This is a genomic window from Candidatus Vondammii sp. HM_W22, assembly GCF_022530855.2.
GTDB lineage: Bacteria > Pseudomonadota > Gammaproteobacteria > Chromatiales > Chromatiaceae > Vondammii.
This window is the reverse complement of record NZ_CP099567.1, coordinates 1631936-1654439: the sequence shown is the minus strand read 5'-3', so window position 1 is coordinate 1654439 and position 22504 is coordinate 1631936. Positions and strand designations below refer to the sequence as shown.

Annotated in this window: 22 protein-coding genes and 11 pseudogenes; 16 read left to right on the top strand and 17 right to left on the bottom strand. The window is 45.3% G+C overall.

All coding sequences use genetic code 11. The features are described 5' to 3' along the window. Positions 1-267: 267 nt before the first annotated feature. Positions 268-1581 carry a relaxase/mobilization nuclease domain-containing protein gene (locus MN084_RS09210; protein ID WP_330178500.1) on the bottom strand — a complete coding sequence of 438 codons (1314 nt, stop codon included), beginning with the start codon at positions 1579-1581 and terminating at the stop codon, positions 268-270. After that, on the bottom strand, positions 1571-1993 hold the full coding sequence (gene mobC, locus MN084_RS09205; protein ID WP_330178499.1) for a plasmid mobilization relaxosome protein MobC: 423 nt from the start codon (positions 1991-1993) through the stop codon (positions 1571-1573). Before mobC ends, MN084_RS09210 begins: the two co-directional genes overlap by 11 nt. A gap of 435 nt (positions 1994-2428) precedes the next feature. Between mobC and MN084_RS09200 the strand changes: the two genes are divergently transcribed. Together MN084_RS09200 and MN084_RS09195 are read left to right on the top strand one after the other, a co-directional pair. Further along, the gene (locus MN084_RS09200; protein ID WP_330178498.1) at positions 2429-3916 is read left to right on the top strand and encodes a hemolysin family protein; all 1488 of its coding nucleotides are present in this window, start codon (positions 2429-2431) and stop codon (positions 3914-3916) included. After that, the gene (locus MN084_RS09195) at positions 3900-5159 is read left to right on the top strand and encodes a hemolysin family protein (RefSeq protein WP_330178497.1); all 1260 of its coding nucleotides are present in this window, start codon (positions 3900-3902) and stop codon (positions 5157-5159) included. Before MN084_RS09200 ends, MN084_RS09195 begins: the two co-directional genes overlap by 17 nt. Before the next feature lie 160 nt (positions 5160-5319). Here the strand turns inward: MN084_RS09195 and MN084_RS09190 are convergent. Both MN084_RS09190 and MN084_RS09185 read right to left on the bottom strand, forming a co-directional pair. Next, positions 5320-5503 (bottom strand): annotated as a pseudogene (locus tag MN084_RS09190) (IS5 family transposase); the annotation flags it as partial. Between the two features lie 86 nt (positions 5504-5589). Continuing rightward, positions 5590-8640, bottom strand: a pseudogene (locus MN084_RS09185) (Tn3 family transposase). Between the two features lie 135 nt (positions 8641-8775). Between MN084_RS09185 and MN084_RS09180 the strand changes: the two are divergent. After that, positions 8776-8990: pseudogene (locus MN084_RS09180) on the top strand (IS256 family transposase); the annotation flags it as partial. Between the two features lie 36 nt (positions 8991-9026). After that, a pseudogene (locus MN084_RS09175) lies at positions 9027-9209 on the top strand (hypothetical protein); the annotation flags it as partial. Between the two features lie 168 nt (positions 9210-9377). On the opposite strand, the pseudogene MN084_RS09170 reads toward MN084_RS09175, so the two are convergent. Both MN084_RS09170 and MN084_RS09165 read right to left on the bottom strand, forming a co-directional pair. Then, positions 9378-9976: pseudogene (locus tag MN084_RS09170) on the bottom strand (Maf family protein). 220 nt (positions 9977-10196) lie between these two features. Beyond that, positions 10197-10833, bottom strand: a pseudogene (locus tag MN084_RS09165) (IS1595 family transposase). A gap of 304 nt (positions 10834-11137) precedes the next feature. Between MN084_RS09165 and MN084_RS09160 the strand changes: the two are divergent. Continuing rightward, positions 11138-11808: pseudogene (locus MN084_RS09160) on the top strand (transposase); the annotation flags it as partial. A 63-nt stretch (positions 11809-11871) separates the two neighbouring features. Here the strand turns inward: MN084_RS09160 and MN084_RS09155 are convergent. Next, positions 11872-12312, bottom strand: a pseudogene (locus tag MN084_RS09155) (IS3 family transposase); the annotation flags it as partial. A gap of 121 nt (positions 12313-12433) precedes the next feature. On the opposite strand from MN084_RS09155, the gene MN084_RS09150 reads away from it, so the two are divergent. Together MN084_RS09150 and MN084_RS09145 are read left to right on the top strand one after the other, a co-directional pair. Next, a complete protein-coding gene (locus tag MN084_RS09150) occupies positions 12434-12700 on the top strand; it encodes a hypothetical protein (protein WP_330177996.1) in 267 nt (88 codons plus the stop codon). A 127-nt stretch (positions 12701-12827) separates the two neighbouring features. Then, positions 12828-13142 carry a hypothetical protein gene (locus tag MN084_RS09145; protein ID WP_330177974.1) on the top strand — a complete coding sequence of 105 codons (315 nt, stop codon included), beginning with the start codon at positions 12828-12830 and terminating at the stop codon, positions 13140-13142. 45 nt (positions 13143-13187) lie between these two features. Here MN084_RS09145 and MN084_RS09140 read toward each other — a convergent pair. Further along, positions 13188-14266 (bottom strand): IS3 family transposase gene (locus tag MN084_RS09140; protein WP_241085135.1). Its coding sequence is split into 2 segments (ribosomal slippage): positions 13188-14014 and positions 14014-14266, totalling 1080 coding nucleotides; the frame shifts between segments, so codons are not numbered across the junction. A gap of 42 nt (positions 14267-14308) precedes the next feature. On the opposite strand from MN084_RS09140, the gene MN084_RS19605 reads away from it, so the two are divergent. Further along, positions 14309-14473 (top strand): hypothetical protein, encoded by a 165-nt coding sequence (locus tag MN084_RS19605; protein WP_445083813.1) that lies wholly within the window; start codon positions 14309-14311, stop codon positions 14471-14473. After that, positions 14464-14655 (top strand): annotated as a pseudogene (locus tag MN084_RS09135) (hypothetical protein); the annotation flags it as partial. The gene MN084_RS19605 and the pseudogene MN084_RS09135, both read left to right, overlap by 10 nt. Before the next feature lie 29 nt (positions 14656-14684). Here the strand turns inward: MN084_RS09135 and MN084_RS09130 are convergent. The 8 genes and pseudogenes from MN084_RS09130 to MN084_RS09095 form a co-directional block, all read right to left on the bottom strand. Beyond that, positions 14685-15164 (bottom strand): annotated as a pseudogene (locus MN084_RS09130) (IS3 family transposase); the annotation flags it as partial. Positions 15165-15234: 70 nt separating this feature from the next. Then, entirely contained in the window at positions 15235-15588 is a 354-nt protein-coding gene (locus tag MN084_RS09125; RefSeq protein WP_330177976.1) for a hypothetical protein, read from the bottom strand. A 248-nt stretch (positions 15589-15836) separates the two neighbouring features. Continuing rightward, positions 15837-16082, bottom strand: coding sequence for a hypothetical protein (locus MN084_RS09120; protein ID WP_330177977.1), 246 nt, complete (start codon positions 16080-16082; stop codon positions 15837-15839). 132 nt (positions 16083-16214) lie between these two features. Beyond that, positions 16215-16481, bottom strand: coding sequence for a hypothetical protein (locus MN084_RS09115; RefSeq protein ID WP_330177997.1), 267 nt, complete (start codon positions 16479-16481; stop codon positions 16215-16217). A 16-nt stretch (positions 16482-16497) separates the two neighbouring features. After that, the gene (locus tag MN084_RS09110; protein WP_330177979.1) at positions 16498-16647 is read right to left on the bottom strand and encodes a hypothetical protein; all 150 of its coding nucleotides are present in this window, start codon (positions 16645-16647) and stop codon (positions 16498-16500) included. Next, a complete protein-coding gene (locus MN084_RS09105; protein WP_330178540.1) occupies positions 16644-16859 on the bottom strand; it encodes a Fic family protein in 216 nt (71 codons plus the stop codon). Before MN084_RS09105 ends, MN084_RS09110 begins: the two co-directional genes overlap by 4 nt. Positions 16860-16889: 30 nt before the next feature. Continuing rightward, entirely contained in the window at positions 16890-17291 is a 402-nt protein-coding gene (locus tag MN084_RS09100) for a hypothetical protein (RefSeq protein WP_330178496.1), read from the bottom strand. A 33-nt stretch (positions 17292-17324) separates the two neighbouring features. Then, entirely contained in the window at positions 17325-18341 is a 1017-nt protein-coding gene (locus MN084_RS09095) for a Fic family protein (protein ID WP_330177982.1), read from the bottom strand. A gap of 370 nt (positions 18342-18711) precedes the next feature. On the opposite strand from MN084_RS09095, the gene MN084_RS09090 reads away from it, so the two are divergent. The 3 genes and pseudogenes from MN084_RS09090 to MN084_RS09080 all read left to right on the top strand — a co-directional run bounded on the left by MN084_RS09090 (position 18712) and on the right by MN084_RS09080 (position 20647). Beyond that, positions 18712-19790, top strand: a protein-coding gene (locus MN084_RS09090; protein WP_241085135.1) for an IS3 family transposase whose coding sequence is annotated in 2 segments (ribosomal slippage) — positions 18712-18964 and positions 18964-19790 — 1080 coding nt in all. Because the reading frame shifts where the segments join, the coding sequence is not laid out codon by codon here. 120 nt (positions 19791-19910) lie between these two features. Next, a pseudogene (locus MN084_RS09085) lies at positions 19911-20168 on the top strand (transposase); the annotation flags it as partial. Between the two features lie 179 nt (positions 20169-20347). Further along, positions 20348-20647, top strand: coding sequence for a TraG/VirB4 family ATPase (locus MN084_RS09080; RefSeq protein WP_445083956.1), 300 nt, complete (start codon positions 20348-20350; stop codon positions 20645-20647). Between the two features lie 50 nt (positions 20648-20697). Here the strand turns inward: MN084_RS09080 and MN084_RS09075 are convergent, their stop codons facing one another. Further along, positions 20698-20877, bottom strand: coding sequence for a hypothetical protein (locus MN084_RS09075; RefSeq protein ID WP_330177998.1), 180 nt, complete (start codon positions 20875-20877; stop codon positions 20698-20700). Between MN084_RS09075 and MN084_RS09070 the strand changes: the two genes are divergently transcribed. From MN084_RS09070 to MN084_RS19600, 4 genes are read left to right on the top strand one after another with little or no spacing between them, the layout of a single operon-like run. Beyond that, positions 20821-21390, top strand: a complete 570-nt coding sequence (locus MN084_RS09070) for a TraG/VirB4 family ATPase (RefSeq protein ID WP_330178539.1) — start codon at positions 20821-20823, stop codon at positions 21388-21390. The two genes, MN084_RS09075 and MN084_RS09070, sit on opposite strands and share 57 nt — an antisense overlap. A 39-nt stretch (positions 21391-21429) precedes the next feature. Continuing rightward, the gene (locus tag MN084_RS09065) at positions 21430-22026 is read left to right on the top strand and encodes a type IV secretion system protein (RefSeq protein ID WP_330177999.1); all 597 of its coding nucleotides are present in this window, start codon (positions 21430-21432) and stop codon (positions 22024-22026) included. Further along, complete coding sequence (locus tag MN084_RS09060) at positions 22019-22243, top strand: EexN family lipoprotein (protein WP_330178538.1); 225 nt, start codon at positions 22019-22021, stop codon at positions 22241-22243. The genes MN084_RS09065 and MN084_RS09060 overlap by 8 nt, the downstream gene beginning before the upstream one ends. Further along, complete coding sequence (locus MN084_RS19600) at positions 22240-22491, top strand: type IV secretion system protein (protein ID WP_445083927.1); 252 nt, start codon at positions 22240-22242, stop codon at positions 22489-22491. The genes MN084_RS09060 and MN084_RS19600 overlap by 4 nt, the downstream gene beginning before the upstream one ends. Positions 22492-22504 lie beyond the last annotated feature (13 nt).

Here is a 22504-nt window from a genome sequence, read left to right as displayed (position 1 = left end):
CATACAAACGGGCACGCTAATAAGGAAAAATTTCCACAAGTGGATTTTTGCTGTTCAATATTTCCTGAATGACTTCAGGTAAATAGGTTCTTGGATCGTCATAGCCTATCCTGATAAAAGAGTCGTGTAGTGGCCTGTACTCAATTCCGTTTTTTCTAATAGAAAATATCAATATGTTGTGGGGGTTCTATCGAGAATATTCACGGTGTAACCGGCATCCTGTAAAAATATTGGTGTGCCATTTGGTCATCCTTTCTTTATGAGCCGTTAAATTTCAGGCTCCATATCGGTATCAAGATCATTAATATCCATTTTATTTGCGTGCTCTTTTTCTCGAGACTTAAAATTCTCAGCGACGCGGCCTTCCTTTTTTTCGTGGGCGTTGAGGTGTGAAAGGTCACGGATCAGTTCTGCGCGCTCTTGCTCTTGGTTGTCACGCATAAGAGTTATCTGTACCTGTAAATTTTGCCGCTCGATAAGTTGACTGTTTATTAGCTCCTCCTGTTCTTTTTGATCACGAACATTCGCTTGGTAGGTTTCACGTTCATTGGTTTTGCGGGTTTTCCAGTAACGGCCATTGAGCTTATCTAAAAAGCCTTTGAAGCCCGTGCGAATTCGGGAAGTGCGCTTCGATTCCTCGCCTTGCCAACGCTCATTGAGTTTAATGTCCAATTGAGCGCGAAGCGTCCTGTGTTCCGTTGTCATGTTTTCTTTATCGCGAAGCAGAGGCTGCATTTCTTTCTGGTGCTGTGCTTTTAGTTCATTGCTGTAACGTGTGAACAAGCCAGAGAGCTGATCACTGATCTTGTCTTTTGTCTCGGTAACAGAAGGCAATAATTTAGTTTTACCAAGCTTTGTTTCAAGAGCTCTTTGTTTAACACCGAGTTGTTTGGACAGGGAGTAAACCTCACCATGAATATCGACAACGACATAGCCACGACGATCACCCCGCGCTAAGGAATAGCCACTTTCACGTAATGAATTCTCAAAGTTCTTTTTGTTTTCCGAGAGAGACCAGCTTTCTTGTAACTCACGCTTAATATCCGTTGGCCTGCGGCCAATGCGTGCGGCTTGTTGCCATTCTGCTCTTGTGTAATTGAGTGGGTTATTTTTATTCTTGTCTTTGAAGCCTTCCGGCAGTTTCCAGCCTTGTTCCAGATACAGGGATTTTGAAATGTCATTTAGTTTGCGTTTGGGAAAGGCAATATTGATGGCTTTCATTGCCTCAGTATCTATGCGGCTCCATACCGCATGTGCATGGCGGCGACCTTCCTTTTCATGAAAAATCACGATGCGGGGCTGCCCCTCCAAACCGAGCTTTTTTTCGATCCTATCCAAAGTTTCTTCGAAAGTCTGGATGGAGACCTCTTCATCTTGCGGTGGATTGAGGCTCAAGGAATACATGAACTGCTTGCACTGTGTCCCTTTGGACAGGGCATAGGCTTCATTGAGAGCGCCCAGAACATCGTCCGCCATGAATCCGCTGACCTCATGCACATTTACATGCTCATTCTGTTCAGCATTTAGAAGGTGAATGGCCATTTGCCTGCCTCCGGCGCGTTGATTACCCTTAAGGATCATTATTTTCATCCTTATCTTTGCTTTGAGGTTTGATCCCCATTCCTTTTATAAGGGTGGCTCTCATCCACTTAATTGCGGCTACGGATTCGTTCAGGGCATTGATGATTTCTTGGGATACCGGTAAAGAGCCGGAATTGGCGGCTTTGGCAAGCTGGTTGATATTGCTGGCAATACGGGATTTACCCAAAGCGCCCAAGAGTTTGGCGAGTTGTTTGTGATCTTGGCTGGCACTTTCCCCCCGAGTGCGCTTTTTGGGCATTTCGGGCATATCTTCTTTGAAGATCAGCCACCTTATGTAAGCCGCCAAAGGGCGACCGGCGGCAGCAAGGTTAAGCGCTTTGCGTTCGTCATCGGTAAAGCGCATGGAAAATGGCGGTGGATATTGGTTTGACCTGTTATTATTTTTACCCATTTTCCCATCCTTCGCTTGTTAAGGATGGGAAAATGTAGGTATAATCCGCGTCCATTGAAGCGTGAACTCCCTCACTTGTCGGGCTTTCTGATAGTAACGCGCTTGTTGTAATGGAAAGCGGTGGTAGCTTTGAGGTTATATCGAATGCGTTAATCAGTAATTTAGATAGCGTTGGCAACCAGCCCCCGCTACCAAAATCTGAGAAGGGTCGCTATTTGCGGCCCTTCTTTTTTCTCTATAGAAACGTTTCAGTCTCTGCCAAAATGTATGCAGCTTAGAGTGGCCTGTGGCTTCTTGATCAGAGTCAGCAAAATTCCAGAAAAAAGGCCAAGTAGATGAAAGGCCGCATTTGAGTTGTTAACATAGCCGCTTTAGCAAATCAGAAACTCCTCGGCGCCAAGTTGAGGCGTATGCTGAGATGACGGGGGAATATCGATGGGTGAGCTGAAAGCACTTTATGATTCTATTGCTTTCACTCCCGACCAGTGGGAGCTGGCTCTTCGCTGCCTGTTTCAGATCCTGCTGTTGCTCTCATCGGCTGTTTTCTCAGGCTCCGAAACGGCGCTTTTCTCAATCAGCCGAATCGACCTGCAAAAGCTCAGGCAGTCACGGGACAAACATTCAGAAAGCATTCATGCCATGCTGGATGAGCCCCGCCGTCTTATCATTTCGATCCTCTGTGGTAACGAACTGGTCAATATCGCTTCCGCCGTCAACATGGCCGGAATCCTGCTTCTTATTTTTGGCGAGCAGGATATTAGCTGGATCAATATTATCATTATGGTACCCCTGTTGCTGCTTATCGGCGAAGTGACACCAAAGACTATCGCCGTCAGCTTTCCCGTTAAGTTCACTACGCGTATTACGGCACGGATACTTCCCCGCTGGATTATCTTTATCACCCCCCTGCGAGAAGTGGTGCGACTGCTTTCCGATCGAATCACCACACTGGTGGTTGGTGATGAAGTGGACCGGGAGAATATTCTGCAGCCGGATGAACTGCGTATACTGCTGGAGGAGGGTGAAGAGACGGGGGTTATCGATGCGACAGAACGTGTTCTGATCGACAATCTTCTTGAGGCATCGGAGACCGATATATCCCGCATTATGACACCAGGCCCTCGTATTCTCTTTCTTGATGCGGTCCTTCCCGTGACAGAACTGATAGAGAAGTTCAGGAGCTACTGCCATCCCCGAATCCCCGTCTATGAGGGACATTGGGATAATGTGATCGGTTTCATCCATTCGGAGGATATCCTGAAGATTGTCCGTGGCGGTGGGGATCTTACCGATGTCACGCTGGATATGATTCTGAAGCCTGCCCATTTCGTTCCGCCGACAAAGAAGGTGGATGAGATGTTTGACTATTTCCAGGCACACAATACCCGCGTTGCCATCATATTGGGCGAGTATGGCGAGGTGCTCGGTATTGTTACCATGAAAGATGTTCTGAAATTTATCTTCGGTGAAATCACCGGGAAAATGGTAGGGCAGGAGTACTATCAGGAAGAGGATGAAAATAGCTACACCGTGCCCGGTGATATGCGCCTGACGGATTTTTACAATCTGACCAATTTTGATATTGAAGATCCGGTGATGACGACGATTGGCGGTGTTGCCTTCAGGCTGTTTGACCGGTTGCCGAAAATAGGCGACTCCATCATCCATGAAGGTTATGAGTTTATCACCAGAGACGTGACAGGATTGCGCATCAGCAAGCTCCTGGTGCGTAAGCTATCGAACAGTTCAGAAGAGGCCCAGGAAACTGAAGAAGAGGAGGTTAGCGAAGCGTTGGATCAGAATGGAAACAGCGACAAGCATCTTCAGGTGATGGATATTCAGGAGGAGCCGCCGTCTCTGGAGAGTAGCCAGTCAGAAGTGACGAGCAAAAAACAGGAGGGCCATGATGAGCCTGTTAAATGAAATTCTGTTGATGATCTTCTTTCTGCTGCTGAAGGGTTTCTTCTCCGGATCCGAAATAGCAATGGTGAATTCGGATAAGCTCAAGCTGAGGCATCAGGCCAAGCTGGGTAACCGTGGTGCGGCACTTGTACTTAAGCTGTTTAAAACACCGGATGTGATATTGGGCACTACCCTGGTGGGTACCAATATTGCGACGGTCACAATATCGACTCTCGGTGCGCTGATTTTTATTGACCTGTTTGGTTCGGCGGGTGACCTTCTATCGATTATTGTTCTTACACCTGTTCTGCTGATCCTGGGTGAAGTGGTGCCCAAGAGTGTATTCCAGCAGAAGGCTGATACCATCGCCGGCCGTTTGATCTATGCACTGCGCTTTTTCTCTTACCTTTTTTATCCCCTAATTTTTATCTTCAGCCGTGTCGCACGTCTTGCCACCCGTATTTTTGGTGGTGGGGCGGCACCACAGAATATGTTTATCACTCGTGAAGAGCTTCGGGTGCTGTTGGATGTCTCTGAATCAGCATCAAATCCACCCACCATCGATCGCAAGCGAATAAGACGGATTATCCGGTTTGCCGATACCACGGTGGGAGAGGCGATGATTCCGCTTGCCGATGTGGTTGGATTCAACGAAGTGCGGAATATGAAGGAGGCTATTCGTATCGTGATCAAACATGGATACAACCGCCTGCCTGTCTATCGCGGAAATATCACCAATGTGAGCGGTGTGCTGACGCTGGATACCTGGGATCTGATGGATCCGGATCTGGAGAGCCATGCCACCTTGGATTATGTGCGCCCTGCGCTCTATCTCTCTCCCAAACAGACTATTGATCGGGCGCTTCCACAATTGCAGGCTCGGGAAGACCATATGGCTGTAGTAGTGGATGAGTTTGGATCAGCCATAGGCATTCTTACTATGGAGGATGTTTTTGAAGAGGTGGTTGGTGAGATCGATGTCGGATATGATTTCGACGAATACCAGCCGAAACAACGCCTTTATATCGAGCATGAAAATGAGACCTCTCATCTTATGAGCGGACGCATGCCGATATCTGAGATCAATGACATTCTATATGCCAAGTTTCCCGTCGAGGAAGCGCATACGGTCGGTGGCTTGATTGTTAGCCGATTGCGCCATATTCCAGCGGAAGGCGATATGATCGAGGAGCAGGGTTACCGTTTGACTGTTATGGAAGCGGATGCCCGTTCGGTGGTAAAGGTGAGGCTGGAGCAGATGTAAACCGTACTTAGAGTCTGTTCAGTAAGTCAGGCTGCCACTGCTTGACATGAAATACCTCCACGACCGGATGCGCCGGTTGATGACAGAACAGCACCTTCTCAATTCACAATAATGACAATAGGACGATTGTAACGCGCTTCTTACAAAGTGCAAAAAAGATCCTTAACAGGATCAGCAGGTTCATCACCAGAAAGATACTGCCTGATCCAGGCAGTAGAGGTGTCAACACGCCTCGCCCGGCTATCGTTTAATCGATAGCCGTTTTTCCCCTGACCGAACTTGCCTTCAACCGGAATACGCTGTAGGTACGCCTCATGTCGCTGTGCCTTCAAACGCTTCAGTTCTTCCCGGTCCGCTTCGGTGACTCTCTTTGGGGTCCTAGGGATTTTCCCTCGTAAACGGACATAAACGGCTAGATCCCATGCCCTGCTTACGTTTCCGGATGTGGGTACTTTTCCTGAACAGGCTTATAACCGTCGATTGAGCTCATTAATTCGTCCAGATCCGGCAATTTCCCACTCATTTGGAAGTTGTAGGTGCCTTTCAGGTTGATGTTGTACCAGGCAACTGGGGAGGCTTGATTTGACGATCTGGATTTTTTCATCATCCTTCTGATATTCAAAGCTAGTCAGCAACTGACTGAGTATGGCCGAGTTAAAGTAGATTATAGCGTTGGTAACCAGGCGAGCACATTCGTTCCACAGTTGGATCTCCTCATCCGAGCTGCCGCGGAACTGATCACCATTGACGTTGCTGATTGCACGACGCAGTTGGTGGTAAGCCTCGCCTCGATTGAGTGCTCGCTGAACGTAGTCGCGCAGACTGACGTCATCGATGTAGTTGAGTAAATAATTCGCTTTCACCATACGATTGTATTCCGTTAGTGCCCCGAGTAACGGGTGGCTGCTTTTGTAACCTGAGAGCTTTCTAACCAATGTCGCTTGCGTTGTTTTGCGTTCATAAAGTGAGATCATGATCCGTTGTATAGTATCCCAGTGAGCCGCGATGAGCTTGGTGTTGATGGGCTTTTTCAGACTCAATTGGATTTTCTTATCCTTGTCTTCTTTGACATCGAACATCTCATTGATGACACGACCCACCTGAGCATAGCGTGGAGCAAAGCTGTACCCAAAGAGATCTAGCAATGCGAAGTTGATGTGATTGACTCCGTGCGTATCGGTAGACAGTACGTCTGGCACGATCTCGGAACTATTGTTCATCAGTAGATCGAAGATGTAGTGGGACTCGTGCTCGTTAGCACCGATCACACGAGCATTGATGGCCGCATGATTGGCGATCAAGCTCATGGCCGACACGCCTTTTTGCGTGCCAAAGTATTTTGACGAGTAACGTGTTTTAAATGTCTCACGCCGGGATTCGAACTTCTGACCATCAGCACTGGCGTGGATAACATCTTCTTGGATATTGTAGTGCTTGAAGATCGGAAGCTTAGCCGTTGCGTTGTTGATGCGATCGTTGGCTGCGTTCAGTGTTTCTAACCTCAGATAGTTCGCCTGAATGGTGCTGAGCTGATCGTAAGTGCGATCGGATATTTGAGCGATACCATAAATGCCTTGGTTGGTCGCGTTGCCCACCAAGATAGCCAACAGGTCATACTCGTGTGCTCGGCTCTTCGACTGTGCACCCAGTACATGCTTAAAGTCATCAAGGAAGCCTGTGTCGCGATCGACCATTCGCAACACATCGGCAACGCCAGTCGTGGGTAGTTGCTGGAAGAACGGATTATTGACCAAGTACTTTTTGTTGGCCGTGGGTAAGCGCCAATGGCGCTTTCCTTTGGGGTTTCTCAGGATAATATTTCGGTTGTCATCGTGTTCTAGATAGTGACTCACTTCTTGTAATCTAACACCCAGGTTTTTGGCCATTTGGTCAATGAGTTTGTTGGGATTGGCGGCTAATTTAGGCAACTGGGTGCGCTCTAATAGCGCGTCTTTTTCTTCTGTCCATCGCTCACGATTGACTAGATCAGCCTCCAAAGCCCTGTATTTAAACACATTTGGCAGTGTGAGCTGGCCATTCAACCGATTGGGGATTTGCAAGTAAAGGAACCATTCGTACCGACCTTTATTCATCACGCCGCTCGAGTCTTGCATGAACGACAATTGCTTCTTGGTAGGCAAGCGGCTATCCATTGCGCCGATTGAGATTTCACCATCGGCGATAAGATCACGCTGCGCACGATGCAGTGTAGCTGCCAGGCGCTGTGTTTTTTCACCGCCTTCAAAGTGCAAGCACAGGAATAGATCACGAAGTAAGCCTTCTCGTAAGCTCACCCGGTGATCGAAGTACTGCCACGTGGCCTCTTCAACCGATCGCTTTTGATCATTCAAAAACAGGCAAACGGATTCCAGATCTTTCGCCGCTAGAAGTTTAAAAGCATGCTGCCGTAACGCCCCAAACGGTTGTTGTTGATCTACTCTGTCGTCGATAAAAAGACGCAACACTTGCGCCGCTTTACTGACGTTACTCGCAGCTCGTTGCCAGTCTTGATAAACAGATTCTCTCGCGTATATTTTGGCTTTCTGTTTTCTTTGAAAAAGATGATGAACAAAGCCATCGGCTATTCGTTCCAGTGCCTGTTGCCAACGCGATTGCAAATAGCACAACAAGTAGAGGCGTTGATAACCAACAGGTTGGCGTTTTAGTTTGGCACCATAGTAAGTCACTCTTTCAGCAAAGTACTGCTGATTCTTCAACGATATTGATAGCTGACTTAAAACCTCATCGACTTCTAGCATCCAAGATTGAATGTGCTGATGTACGGCGAGTTCTTTTTGCAACTCACTCCTTGTAATGTTCTTAGCCGCCATTCTTAACCGCCGTAGAGTCAGTGGGTCATTGCCTTCGACAAAGTCAGACAACATAGAAGTCAAGTCAACAGAGATGAGGTCTTCGAGTTGGCGAATGAGTTGATCGTTGGTAGCACTGACGACATCACTGATCAAGTCTTGCAAAACTGAGTACCCAGGAATGCTAATTTTTTGTGCCGCTAAGTATTCAATAGCCCTGTCAAACAACGCTCGCGGTTGAGCCCATGCTTGTGCGTGTTCGCGAAGGTCTATTGTCAGCGCGGCGCTGTGCCGTTCGTTCTCCCAGCGTTGATGGTTTGTTGATGGTTTGTTAATTCGTATATGCGATGATAGATACGCACACGAGTTTTTTGAGTTAGATTGAAGGGACTCAGACCGGAACCGGGAAACACTTCTGAGCAGACATATTTAATATCATGCTTGATCTGGTGGTAGCCGGGACTCAAAGAAATGGGCTTCACTTTAAAGTAGCCGAGCAACACAACGAACATGCAGCGTTGATCACGCCTGCGAATCTTCTGGCACTGGGCCAATTCGATATCATTGAGTGTGAAGAAGAATCGTTGATCGTTTTGATTGAGTGCTGGCGGGCCGAACAAGTCAACAATTTCCGCTTCGGTGAGGATCTTGAGTCGTTTCTCTGTGGTCATAATCGTTACCTAAAGGCCACGATTCTAGCCAAATTACCCTAAAATGTTCGGAAATCGAAAAGTACCCCTCTCGGGAAACGTAGGCGGGGAAAGGGATCTAGCCGTTTATGTCCGTTTACGAGGGAAAATCCCTAGGACCCCACCTTCGGGACAATCCGCCATCGAACCAAGCGTTCCAAGGGCTGCCTATCGCGTGACGGCATGCTATACACATGATGTTCAAACCCGGCCTGTGTGCCGAGAAGAAGTGGAGACGATTACGGGGTTTCGATTACCTGGCGAAGGTGATAACCGGAATCAAATTTAACGAGGGTGTTGAGGTAGCAAGAGTCGATCAGGTCGCCGCTTGATTCAACTGGCTAAGCACCAGATTTGACTATAACTCGGATATTCTTGCCTCGAGCCAATCCACGGGTATTACTTTTACCACGGTACAAAAGTTTGTACTGCTGGGGGGGACTAGCCACACCATTCTCAGCAAACGGCGCAATATTGTGATGGCGAGTGATGAGGCTCACCGGAGTCAGTATGGTGATAAAGCCAAATTAAACCTTAAAATAAGTAATGGATTAGCAGGTTACCGAACTGATAAAGTTGGGTGATTGTTTATACCGCGAAGTTCAGATTGAGCAGGCAGTTATCATCTGGGAAATTGCGACTAATCCGGATCCCGCTAAGGACAATATAGCAAACAAGCATAGATCGAGCATTGAAGCTGTTAGGTAGGTTACAGGAGATCAGGGGACAGTGATTCCCTCTTTGGCCAGTATGGCGACGAGCCGGATCAGTGGTAGGCCAATCAGTGTATTCGGGTCATCTCCCTCCAAATATTCGAGTAGTGCGATTCCCAAGCCTTCCGATTTAAAACTTCCTGCGCAGTTATAAGGTTTTTCCGCATCAAGGTAGCGTTCTATCTGTTGTTGTTCGAGTACTCTAAAATGGACGTAAAAGGGTTCGCACAAGCTTTGGCGCTTTCCAGAGGCGCTGTTGTGCAGGCAGAGGCCGGTATAAAAAGTTACGTGTTTTCCAGATGCACGCTGCAATTGCTCAATAGCACTCTGACGATTTTCTGGCTTCCCAAGAATTTTTCCATCGATGCATGCCACTTGGTCGGAGCCGATTATCAGGCTGTCAGGGAAGTCTGTGTGGCAACCGCTAGCGCTTTCTCTTCAGCAAGCCGAGAGACAAGTGCCTGAGGAGACTCTTCCGGTTTTGCCGATTCATCGATATCAGGGGTGGCCGTTGAGAAAGGGAGTCCAAGCTTTTCGAGCAAGGCTTTGCGAAAGGGCGATGTAGAAGCTAGAACCAGCCTGATTTTTTCTGAATGGCTTTTCATCTATGCTGCTTTGTGAATTGATAAACGATTCAAAGTGTTAACAGAAACTGGTAAAAACAGCGCTGTTTTTTTTGGTCAGAATTCAGACAGTGAGTAAACCGGCTGTCACCTTATATCGTCTAAGCTGCTTTGGCCATCGAGAATCGGTACTACTTACTTCTTGCGCGGGATTGAAATACAAAAAACAGAGGCTGCCCTAGTTAATCAGCTAAATTTGTCTTTAACCCATTGATTCATCTGTTTTAACTGACTTTCTGGCATCACTGTTATTAAATCGCCATTCAAATTCCTTCAAAAAGGGATGAAAATGGTCTTCTGGTACCCCATTAAATTGACGCATATGCCGCTTTGCCTGGTTCCAAACATTCTCTATTCTGTTAATGCGGTTAGGCTTGTTTGCAAATAGCTTACTGTGGTTTATTCGATGGCGCTTAAATTCTGAGACATCAATACATTATAGCTTCTCCATGCGTCAGTATAGCAATAGTGTCGGGCTTTACACCTGTTGCCTAAATTATAAGCATTAACGTTCTGACTTTAGCATCTGGAACAATAACGGTAAATACCTTATTGTTGCGCTTTAGTAAGTCAAATACAGGAACTTTACCGACTGCGCCTTGACCTCCTTTTCCTTTGCGCCTACCACCAAAATAACTTTCGTCTGCTTCTATTTCTCCGTCCAGCAATTCCAAATGCTCACTGTAGTCATAGATAACCTGTCTAAGTCGATGAAAGCAATATCCCGTCATTGCTTCATTGGTGCCAACTAAAGAGGCGGCTGTTCGTGCTATTGTGCCCGCTATAAATAGCTCGATTAATCGACTTTGTTTGTACCTACTTAATCTGCTCTTTCCCACTTTGCTATCCTAAAATAATTTATTTATCTAGGATAGCCCCAACTTCAATTTTTTAGACCATCCTTAAGAGGGCCTCTGATCAATTGGTGAATCGGTGCCTGATGGCTGAAATCTCCCAGCTCTGCGTTGAAAATCTTGCCAATAGTCGGCTATTATCGCCTTTATACTGGAAGATTTTAACTCGTCATCCATCTGATTCAGAATTAATCAGAGGTTCCTTAGTGTTAATGCAATCCTCCCTGATAAAAGGCCCATCACAAATTAGAGTTCTCCGGTTAAACTAACCACAGACAGGAGAACGAAGATAAAGAAGAGCAGACATACCGAAAGCCAGATTATCCGTATTTTGAAGGAAGTAGAGGGCGGTAGGAAGGTGAAGGAGGTCTGCCGGGAATAGGGTATATCCGATGCCACCTACTACAACTGGAAGAGAAAATATGGTGGTAGGCATCAGATATCAAGCGTCTAAAAGAGCTTGAAAATGAGAACAGGCGTCTCAAGCAGATGTTCGCCAATTTAAGCCTGGAACATGCCGCACTTAAGGATGTCATTGAAAAAAAGCTCTAAAGCCAGCTGAGAAGCGCGAACTGGTTGATTATCTGCAAGACGAGCATGTTCTGACTCAACGTGCAGCCTGCAGGGTGATCAATATTAGTTGAAGCAGTTATAACTATATACAGAACGGGACCGGCCCGTTATAGATGCACTGCAACAGCTGGCGACGAAACAACCAACGTATGGATTTGGTTTGATGTTCGACACGCTCCGGCGTGAAGGAAAGCCCTGGAACCATAAGCGGGTATACTGCATATACAAGCTACTGAAGCTTAATTTCAGACGCAAGGGTAAAAAGTAGTTGCCTAACCGTAATCCTCAGCCGCTGGTTGTTCCGGAGGCAATGAATCAATTATGGTCAATGGATTTTATGAGTGATTCACTGATGACCGAAGGCGTTTTAGAACATTCAACATTGTGATTATCTTTTTTGTGTCTGTCATGATTGATTCTTGTTATCAGTAAATGGTTGATCTGCTCTGGTCAAGTCGAACCGGACACATTCAATTGAGACAGTTCATAGTTAATCGGTGACAAACTACCATTGGCAGTGTGTAACCGATCTTTGTTGTAGTAGCGGATGTAATCCGCGACATCGTACTTCATGTGCTCTCGTGTAGGTTGAGACACTTTTAAAATCCAGTCATGCTTCAAGCTGCCAAAAAAACGTTCAACTACCGCATTGTCCCAACAAGCACCTACATCTCCCATCGACGAGCGTAGGCCATGATTTTCTAATAAATGTCGGTGCGACTTGCTCGTGTACTGTGATCCGCGATCACTGTGAAACACTAAACCCTTGTTAGGTTGGCGTAGGTTAACGGCTTTTATCAACGCTTTCTTCACCAGATTAGTCGTCATGCGTTTATCTATGGACCAGCCAACAATACGCCGTGAATATAAATCCATGACAATGGCTAAATAATCGATCCTGAAATATTTATAACGCAATGATTTATATAAAATAAGCGTCTAAATTTGATAAAATAAACGTCCGAGAAAGGGGTAAAAGCAGAGAAAAACTGGACGAAACAGAGGTGGATAATTGAGCAAACCCAAGACAGCCAATCCCAACCAGCAAAGTTTCCTGCACCAGAACTTACTGGATCAGCTGAACCCCAAGCATCCACTTTTGCTATTAGTCAGACAGATAGACTGGTCATATTTTGATGCTGAATTTGCCCCGCTTTATTCTCATCTTGGAAAGCCCTCAAAACCCATCCGCCTAATGGTGGATCTCTCGATACTCAAGCATCTGGAAGACCTCAGTGACGAGGTTCTGATTCAACGCTGGATACAAAATCCCTACTAAAGGAAGTAAAAATTCTCAAGCTTCCCACCCGATTTGCCACACATCCGAGGAATCGTAAAAAGGCACGTAAGGCCGTCAGCGATTAAAGACCATCAGCGGCCGATTACTGCGTGAAATACAGCGTAAGATGACCGGAGAACAACAGAAATTCTATGCAGAAAAGTTCGCCCTGTACCAGCGCATGCTGAATCAGAAGCGTGCTGATAAAAACAAGTTGTACAGCCTACATGAACCTCATGTTTACTGTATGAGCAAAGGCAAGGCCCAGCAGCGTTATGAGTTTGGCACCAAGGCATCAATCACCACCACAAGGGACGCGGGCATTGTGATTGGTGCCCTGGCTTTTGAGAAGAATGTATTTGATGGTCACACCGTACCTGAGGTCTTGGCACAGGTGAAACGTCTCATCAATCGAGTACCCAAAGTGGGTATTGCTGATTGACCTTCCCCCCATCTTAATACCAAGACTTGGATGAGATAATTCATTCTAAGCGGCCCTATTCACAAAGGCCACAGGTGACAAATAATTTAATGCGCTATGAGGCCGCACGTGATTGTAGTGCTCTCGCCATTGATCAATTTCATGTCTAGCGTCATCAATGGACCTGAACCAATGCTGATTTAAGCATTCATTTCTGAATTTACCGTTTAAGCTTTCTACAAACGCATTCTGAGTAGGCTTACCTGGCTGAATAAAACCTAGCTTAACGCCACTTTCTTTTTGCCAGTAGAACATCGCCTTGCTAGTAAACTCAGTACCGTTGTCGCAGATTATTTGATCCGGAGCGCTCCTTAGCTCAATCACCTGAGTTAAAAAACGAGCGACCTGGTGACCATTGATCGAGAAGTCAGAGAGCTGGCCAATAACTTCTCTTGAGTAATCATCAATCACATTAAATACTCGAAAGCGGCGACCATTAGCCAACTGATCACTGACAAAATCCATTGACCAGCGTATATTTTTACCAATGGGCATAATCGTTGGCATTCTTGGTCGTATTATCTTCTTGCGTTTTTTAGTCCTCACTTGAAGACCTTCTTCGTTATAGACTCGGTAGGTCCGCTTCTTGTTTTTCACAAGCCCCTCTCCTCTCAGGAGGCCATGTAAAAACAAATAACCATAACTCGGATGCTTTTTTGCCAGCTCAAGTAACCGTTTGCGTAGAGGCTCATCTTTTCCCCATTGAGTAACGTACCGAAAAGCGGTTCTACTTAAGCCTACTAATAGGCAAGCTCTACGCTCACTTAATTTGAACCGCGACTTAAGGTAGCTCACGATTTGTTTTCTATCAGCAGGCTTTACCACTTTTTTGAGAGCACATCCTTCATCGCCTCAGCTTCAAGCATTTTCTCGGCAAGTAACTTCTTAAGCTTGTTATTTTCGCTTTCAAGCTCTTTGAGCCGTTTGGCTTCTGAGACATCCATCCCGGCGTATTTGCTTCGCCAGTTATAAAAGCACCCGGTTGAAATGCCGAACTGACGACAAATGTCATCAACTTTTACCCCTGACTCATGCTGCTTGATGGCACCAATAATTTGCTCTTCTCTGTAACGCTTCTTCTTCATCTTGAGATCTCCTAATACACAGACTAATTGGAAATCTCATCCTTGTCATGGCTCTATTTCTGGGGGAAAGGTCAGGGCAAATCAAAGGTTAATGACACCCAGATAGTAACGCCAAAGGCTGCTAGGAAGAATACCTCAGGAGAAGCCATGGCATTAGCCAGAAAACGTTTCAGAAGACGAGCTGGCATTGAGCCTGTGGTCACTTAAAGAGTGACCACAGGCTAAAAAGGAACTTTCTTAAAGGCTTTGCCGGGGATCAGATTAACTTGCTTATGGCGGCGGCTGCCTTCAACTTCAGAAAATGGATGAGGGAGGTTCTTTTTGTGCTGAAAAATATCATGTCCATACTGTTGTTCCTGTTTGCAAAACAGAAACAACAGTATTATTAAGTGCCTGGAATGAATATTTCAGGATCGACTAAATACATCCACCCTTCGCCTGTTCTTAAGTAGGTAATATCACCGGCCAAAACATCATTGGCGGCGACCGGATTAAAGTTCTGATTCAATAAGTTATCCGCTACTGCATCGCTATGCTGACGGTTTGTCGTGACTCTATAGGCGGTACGCTGTGTGACGCGCAGCCCTAGCTTACGCATCACAGTTTTCGTTCGATAGCGGCCAATAGAGAAGCCTTCTTCGCGCAGTTTTTTCATTAGCTCTCTGGAGCCCAGACTTTGGCGGCTTGCTGCAAACAAGGCTTTAGCTCGGCGATAAAGCTGTAACTCTTCAGCGCTGATTAACAGGGCAGGCCGCTTAACCCACGCGTAGTAGCTTGATCGACTCAATCCAACCATTTGGCATAAGTGGTTAACCGGCAACTGGGCTGAGTGACACTGAATAAACTGATGCTTTATTTCATTTTCGATACGTAGGTGCTTATTCTCTCTGCGTAATCGGTGAAGCTCCGTCCGCTCATCGGCTGATAACGCACCGTCTTGTTTTGAGGCTTCAATCTTTGTTTTACAATCATAGAGTTGATTTGCTCGAATACCCAGTGTATTTAGCCGCCTCAGCGACCGAATAACCTTGATCTGTCACCAATCCAATCGCTTCTTCTTTAAAGGCTTGAAAGTTTTCCAGTAAGCCCAATGTTTTTAAACGATGATTACGGTCGGTAGCCAGGTCTTTTACGCCCATGGTTTTTCCACGCACATAAAACTCTAACCCCACCTCTTTTAAGGCAGTAAAAAAAGCCTCCTTGGTATCACACTGAACTAAAAATTCCCTGTAGTTTAGCTTTGAGTAAGTCACGCTCTGGTGTTTTTCCAGTACGGCGTTTTTGTTCTGCACCTTTATTCGATAGCTTTTCACCGGCTTCATTTGTTGATAACAACAGTTTGTTCCAGCTCAGAATAATTTTTTAATACCCGATATTCGAGTTCTTTCTTAATTTTGTCAAACTGTGATTTGGCAAGACGGATCTTTTTTGACTCCACACTCACATCGGAACTGATTAATAAATGGTAGCGAAGATGATCATCATGGTCATCGTGTAGGGTGCCAAACACGAGATTGTGCGTTGCTCAACGTTGGGCATATTGGTAGGCAATATCGCGCAATATTTCCTTTTATTTTTTATCATCCAGCTTTTCGGCTTTGGTGATGGAGAGAATTCCATGATAAAGATAGTTGCCATTTTTGCGCCTAGCGACATAGGCAGCATTGCTTAAAAATTCCTGCTCAATATCATCCTGTTTACGGCTGTAGGTATTCTGGTAAACATTGTACTGCTCGTCAGACTTATCAATATCTGACATGTACTCGATTAACTGGCCGAAGGAAGGCTTCTTACGAGACATGGATTTAATGATCATCGTCTCGTTGTCCCCCTTCTAAAATACGCCCCTCGGTATAGCTCTGAATCACATCATCCAATTGCTTGAGATATTGCAGTAAATTGTTTTCGTCACTCATGGTCATGTTACGCACGGTATTAGAGTAGTAAGCTATTTGATTACGTTGTTGGCAATATTGTGAATAGCAAATAGAAGGGTTTTGAGCTCGGTTTTAATCTCTTCAGGGATGCGGACTTGTTCTTCCAGTCCTGCCAGAGCGAGTTGTTTGATATACGAGGTGACTTTTACATTTTCGGCTTTTGAGACACGAGAAAAAGCGCGGTATTCATCTTGATTGAATGTCAGATTGACGCGCTTGGCTTGGGATTTATACTGCTCCCTGTATTGCTGTTGGTATTCTCTCCTTTTTTCGTTCATAGCGGGTCATTAGGGTCTACTGAGGTTTGGATTGTAAGTCGGCAATGACTTTTTCTTGGGTCTGGATTAATTCACTGGCGATAAACTGCATAAAGGGATTAATGTCACCACTATCTGCTTGCTTTAGTGCATCCAAATACAAACGCTTTTTCTCCGTGCGGATCACTGCTGGGAAAAATCTTGTTTCATTAAAATGAGGTTCATTAAGATACGAGAACCACTCCCATTACCATCATCAAAGGCATGTATTCTGACAAGGTTGTAATGGATAAGGGCTGCAATAATAATTGGATGGTGTTGGTCAATATTTTCAGTGAGCCAATTCACTAACGCTTCCATTTGATCCGGCACCTGTAACGGCTCAACATACCAATGGATGGAACCATCCGCCTAAACTACATGATTAGGTTATTTTTTGTATTCGTCCGGATGGGCTTTCTTTTTGACACGTTGCCATTGCGGGCTCATGGCTTCGGCGTGGTTCTGCGCATCGGTAAAATCTTTTAATGGTTTACCTTCAACGGTTAAACCTTCCGTCAAGAAAAAGTGAGTTTCACCACGGCTGAGTGTACAACCTTCAATGGTGTTGGAGTTATATGTCCAATCGACCCTGAGTTTAGATACAATCGTTGGCCATAAATCAGGATTGACTTCTTTAGCTGCTTGAAGACGTTCATGCAACGTATCTTCCAGCACTAACAGGCTGTTCAGTTCTGGTGTATCGGGAACAGCATACAAACCAGCAGGCGCTTTGTCTGCGTTTTCCTGACTGGCAATATCTGCTTCTTTATCTTTGGTGTGTGTGTTCATGGTTTTGTAATCATTTATTTAATTAGGCTTTTGTCACGATAGATAGGATTCAATCTTTTTGAAAAAATAGTAACCTTTATCTTTTGCTTCTTCGTTCTGGTCGGCTGACATGAATTGCAGATATTCAAACAAGGCATCTTTAACTTTCTGAGTAATGAATAGTTCAAAGGGTTTGCTATCACCGTCAGCAACACCGCGATATTCCCCTAGAATGCGGTAATACTCCTGCCTTTTATCCATCTCTGAATCAATAATCATGATGGGATAACCTTGTTGTAATAAGTACAAGTTCATCACTAAACGTGAGGTACGGCCATTACCATCAATAAATGGATGAATATTTACCAGTCGTTGGTGTAGGTGTGCTGCCATTTCAACCGGATGCATGGTATCTTTATTTTCGTTATAGAAAATAAAATAATCTTCCACCAACTTGTTCAATAAGTAAGCATCGGGAAACTCATGTTTTTTCCTGTCTGACTGCAAGATAAAAACAGGCTGCCTACGGTAGCTTCCAGCATCACGATCTCGAATACCTTTTAGAATCAGGTTATGAATATTGAGCAATATACGCTCAGTGAATTGGCTATCTCTACCATCACCCCCTTCAACAAAGTCACGGATGTAATGAATGGCATCCTGATGATTGATAGCCTCTAAATGGTCATTCAAGAGTTTTCCGCCGATGGTTAAACCCTTTTCGATGACATGTAGGGTCTCATCCAATGTAAGGGAATTACCCTCGATACGATTGGATTCATAGGTGTACCGAATATCCCATGCCTCCTGCATGTCCATGATCGTTTCAGGTGCAATGGGGCGAAAGCTGTCAAGGCAGTGTTTTAAATCGGTCAATTGACTATAGAGTGTTGGCAAGTCATCCGTTTCTGGCCACACTGTAGCCAAATCAAATTTGGCGTTGAGTTGATTGTTTTTTTCCATGATCGTATGAAGTAATGATTTAAAAGTTTCTTTGATACCAGAAAGCTCCTGTTGCTCCGCTGGAGCAACAGGAATTAAAGGATCGGTGTTATCTTTCTGGTTGACCATTAGCAGCTACTTGAAAGTTGATATAAACCCTATTTTTATTCAAAATCTGCCAATGTCAAACCTTTAGGGGGATTGAAGGGGGAATTTTTATTAAAATATCCCTCACGGGTTCCAAGGGCTGGCCTTTGGCAAGATGCAAGTTCATGCCAGTCTTCTGCCTGATTTTCACTGTGTGAAGACCCGGACAGCTTACGCTGTTCGTTACGAACTTGCAATCTTGCGCGCGCCCTGTACCAACCTGCCAGACCTGTTCGTGACGAACACCTTTGCATTCTACAGATTTCGTAAATTTTCACTGACCTTTCCCCCAGAAATAGAGCCATGACAAGGATGAGATTTCCAATTAGTCTGTGTATTAGGAGATCTCAAGATGAAGAAGAAGCGTTACAGAGAAGAGCAAATTATTGGTGCCATCAAGCAGCATGAGTCAGGGGTAAAAGTTGATGACATTTGTCGTCAGTTCGGCATTTCAACCGGGTGCTTTTATAACTGGCGAAGCAAATACGCCGGGATGGATGTCTCAGAAGCCAAACGGCTCAAAGAGCTTGAAAGCGAAAATAACAAGCTTAAGAAGTTACTTGCCGAGAAAATGCTTGAAGCTGAGGCGATGAAGGATGTGCTCTCAAAAAAGTGGTAAAGCCTGCTGATAGAAAACAAATCGTGAGCTACCTTAAGTCGCGGTTCAAATTAAGTGAGCGTAGAGCTTGCCTATTAGTAGGCTTAAGTAGAACCGCTTTTCGGTACGTTACTCAATGGGGAAAAGATGAGCCTCTACGCAAACGGTTACTTGAGCTGGCAAAAAAGCATCCGAGTTATGGTTATTTGTTTTTACATGGCCTCCTGAGAGGAGAGGGGCTTGTGAAAAACAAGAAGCGGACCTACCGAGTCTATAACGAAGAAGGTCTTCAAGTGAGGACTAAAAAACGCAAGAAGATAATACGACCAAGAATGCCAACGATTATGCCCATTGGTAAAAATATACGCTGGTCAATGGATTTTGTCAGTGATCAGTTGGCTAATGGTCGCCGCTTTCGAGTATTTAATGTGATTGATGATTACTCAAGAGAAGTTATTGGCCAGCTCTCTGACTTCTCGATCAATGGTCACCAGGTCGCTCGTTTTTTAACTCAGGTGATTGAGCTAAGGAGCGCTCCGGATCAAATAATCTGCGACAACGGTACTGAGTTTACTAGCAAGGCGATGTTCTACTGGCAAAAAGAAAGTGGCGTTAAGCTAGGTTTTATTCAGCCAGGTAAGCCTACTCAGAATGCGTTTGTAGAAAGCTTAAACGGTAAATTCAGAAATGAATGCTTAAATCAGCATTGGTTCAGGTCCATTGATGACGCTAGACATGAAATTGATCAATGGCGAGAGCACTACAATCACGTGCGGCCTCATAGCGCATTAAATTATTTGTCACCTGTGGCCTTTGTGAATAGGGCCGCTTAGAATGAATTATCTCATCCAAGTCTTGGTATTAAGATGGGGGGAAGGTCAGTCCATACTGTTCTGGTTTAATTGATTTGGACACTTGAATAAAAGACAATACCGTTGATTATCGTAGCGGATATGAATCAAAAACGAGTTTACAAGAGTTACCCTCAAGCCTTTAAAGAAGAAGCAGTTGGATTGGTGACAGATCAAGGTTATTCGGTCGCTGAGGCGGCTAAATCACTGGGTATTCGAGCAAATCAACTCTATGATTGCAAAACAAAGATTGAAGCCTCAAAACAAGACGGTGCGTTATCAGCCGATGAGCGGACGGAGCTTCACCGATTACGCAGAGAGAATAAGCACCTACGTATTGAAAAGGACATATTAAAAAAGGCTTCAGCTTGAATCAGAACTTTAATCCGGTCGCCGCCAATGATGTTTGGGCCGGTGATATTACCTACTTAAGAACAGGCGAAGGGTGGATGTATTTAGTCGACCCTGAAATATTGATAACGTAATGATTTATATAAAATAAGCGTCAGGAGCAACAGAAAGCACTTGGCAATACCGTAATTATTGGGCCTTCTGGCTCAGGTAAAACTGTCGTTCAGGCTTTCATGCTCGCCCAAGCACAGAAGTATGAACCAACCTGTGTCATCTTTGATAAGGATCGTGGTCTGGAACTCTTCGTCCGAGCAATGGGTGGTACCTATCTTCCATTGAAAAAGGGAGAAAAAACCGGCTTCAATCCATTCAAAATAGCATCTACACCGCGCAATATCCATTTCCTCGAAACACTGGTTAAAAAACTGGTCACGGATTGGTGCCCACCAATTAAAAGTACAAGAGGAGCGAGATCACAAGTGCCGTGAATGGGGTTATGACTGAACTAAAATCAGAAAACCGTCGTCTGTCATCGGTATTAGCCTATCTCGACAAAACCGATCCGGAAGGGGCTGGATCCCGGCTTCGTCGCTGGTGTGAAATAACCGACATTGGTTAGGCAGGCTCGCTGGCCTGGGTATTCGATAACCCTGAGGATAATCTGGAATTTGGCAGTAAAAGGCTGTTCGGTTTTGATGTCACTGAATTCCTCGACCATGCAGAGATCCGGACACCGATTATGATGTATCTCTTCCATCGAATGGAAGAGTTGATTGACGGTCGTCGTTTCATGGCCTTTGTGGACGAATTCTGGAAGTTATTGCTCGATGAGTATTTTGAGGACTTCGCCAACAACAAGCTAAAGACTATCCGTAAACAGAATGGGTTCCTGGTCCTAGGTACACAAAGCCCTAGAGATGTACTGAATTCACCAATTGCCCACTCCATTATTGAGCAGTGTGCAACGATGATTCTATTGCCAAATCCAAAGGCATCCGAAGCCGACTATGTAGAAGGTTTCAAATTATCGCACCGGGAATACCAGATCATCCGAGAAGAAATGCCTGAGGGTCCCCATCGTTTTCTGGTGAAACAGGGGCACAACAGCGTTATTGCCGAACTGAACCTACAGGGATTCAACGACGAACTGGCAATCTTGTCTGGCACTACTGACACGGTAAATCTAGCCGAACGAATCATCAAAGAGGTAGGCGAAGAGCCAAGCAACTAGATTCCCGAATTTCACCGGCAAAGAAAGGCTTGAGAAGAAATGAAAAAGAACATCGTAGCAGCATTCGCCATGGTAACCAGTACCGCCCAGGCTAGCGGTATTCCTGTGGTTGATATCGCGAACCTGACTCAATCGATTACCCAAGTCACCCACATGGTCGAACAGATCAGCAAACTCCAGGCGCAACTGGAGAAGGCCCAGCAGCTCCTGGATTCTATCAATGGAGCCAGAGGATATGGCAGTTTTGCGCCCATCTCCTACGATACGGCACTTTCGACGAACCCGGAAAATACATTGAAATCCTATGGCATTAACACTGCCAGTCACTGGGGTTTAGATGGCAAGACAGCAAAAATTTACAACGCAGACAACAAAAATGCAGCGATCTATTTGGAAAGATCACAAACCGCACTCACTCAGTCCAAAGGGCGGTTTAGCACTATCAACGGACTAGTCAGAGCCATTGATGGAGCAGAAGATCAGAAAGACATCATGGATCTACAAGCAAGGATTGCTGGAGAACGAGCGGATAAAACTCGCTGCGCTCAAGGCGGAAGCTCGAGGCGCGGAAAGAAATGCAGCGGCGAGAAAACATACAGCGGCGCCTGTATTTCGCTAGGTCGTCCACATTACTAGGAGCGGTTGCGGCTACGACAAAGAAGAGAAAACAAAAACAGTAGATTGGTATAAGGCAAATAAAGCAGAAAGAGAAGAGAAGCTAGCTGAGTGCAGCAATAATCCTGGTGAACTAAGGAAAACACCAAACTGCGTAAATGCTGCAATTGCGGCGCGTCAGAATTTCTCTAGGCCATCCACTTATTTACTTGGTAAGGGAAACACCAAACTACAGTGAAACTATTTCAAGACCTCCAAACACAGGTTGATACTGCGCTAAGCACGTATGTATCGACTGCCTCAGCAGAGGTCATCATCTGGCTAACACCTATTTTTACCAATTTGGTGATTATTTATGTAGCACTGTGGGGCTTTGCACACCTGCAGGGGAGAATTGAAGAACCAATCAACGAGGGTTTTAAGAGAATTTTACGGATCACGATTATATTAGGGGTCCTAGGGATTTTCCCTCGTAAACGGACATAAACGGCTAGATCCC

Coding starts and splice junctions, on each gene's coding strand:
- MN084_RS09125 (WP_330177976.1), bottom strand. CDS start 15,588: ATGAAGCCGGTGAAAAGCTATCGAATAAAGGTGCAGAACAAAAACGCC.
- MN084_RS09115 (WP_330177997.1), bottom strand. CDS start 16,481: ATGAACGAAAAAAGGAGAGAATACCAACAGCAATACAGGGAGCAGTAT.
- MN084_RS09095 (WP_330177982.1), bottom strand. CDS start 18,341: ATGGTCAACCAGAAAGATAACACCGATCCTTTAATTCCTGTTGCTCCA.
- MN084_RS09210 (WP_330178500.1), bottom strand. CDS start 1,581: ATGATCCTTAAGGGTAATCAACGCGCCGGAGGCAGGCAAATGGCCATT.
- MN084_RS09100 (WP_330178496.1), bottom strand. CDS start 17,291: ATGAACACACACACCAAAGATAAAGAAGCAGATATTGCCAGTCAGGAA.
- MN084_RS09145 (WP_330177974.1), top strand. CDS start 12,828: ATGACCGGAGAACAACAGAAATTCTATGCAGAAAAGTTCGCCCTGTAC.
- MN084_RS09075 (WP_330177998.1), bottom strand. CDS start 20,877: ATGGTCGAGGAATTCAGTGACATCAAAACCGAACAGCCTTTTACTGCC.
- MN084_RS09200 (WP_330178498.1), top strand. CDS start 2,429: ATGGGTGAGCTGAAAGCACTTTATGATTCTATTGCTTTCACTCCCGAC.
- MN084_RS09065 (WP_330177999.1), top strand. CDS start 21,430: ATGAAAAAGAACATCGTAGCAGCATTCGCCATGGTAACCAGTACCGCC.
- MN084_RS09195 (WP_330178497.1), top strand. CDS start 3,900: ATGAGCCTGTTAAATGAAATTCTGTTGATGATCTTCTTTCTGCTGCTG.
- mobC (WP_330178499.1), bottom strand. CDS start 1,993: ATGGGTAAAAATAATAACAGGTCAAACCAATATCCACCGCCATTTTCC.
- MN084_RS09120 (WP_330177977.1), bottom strand. CDS start 16,082: ATGATCATTAAATCCATGTCTCGTAAGAAGCCTTCCTTCGGCCAGTTA.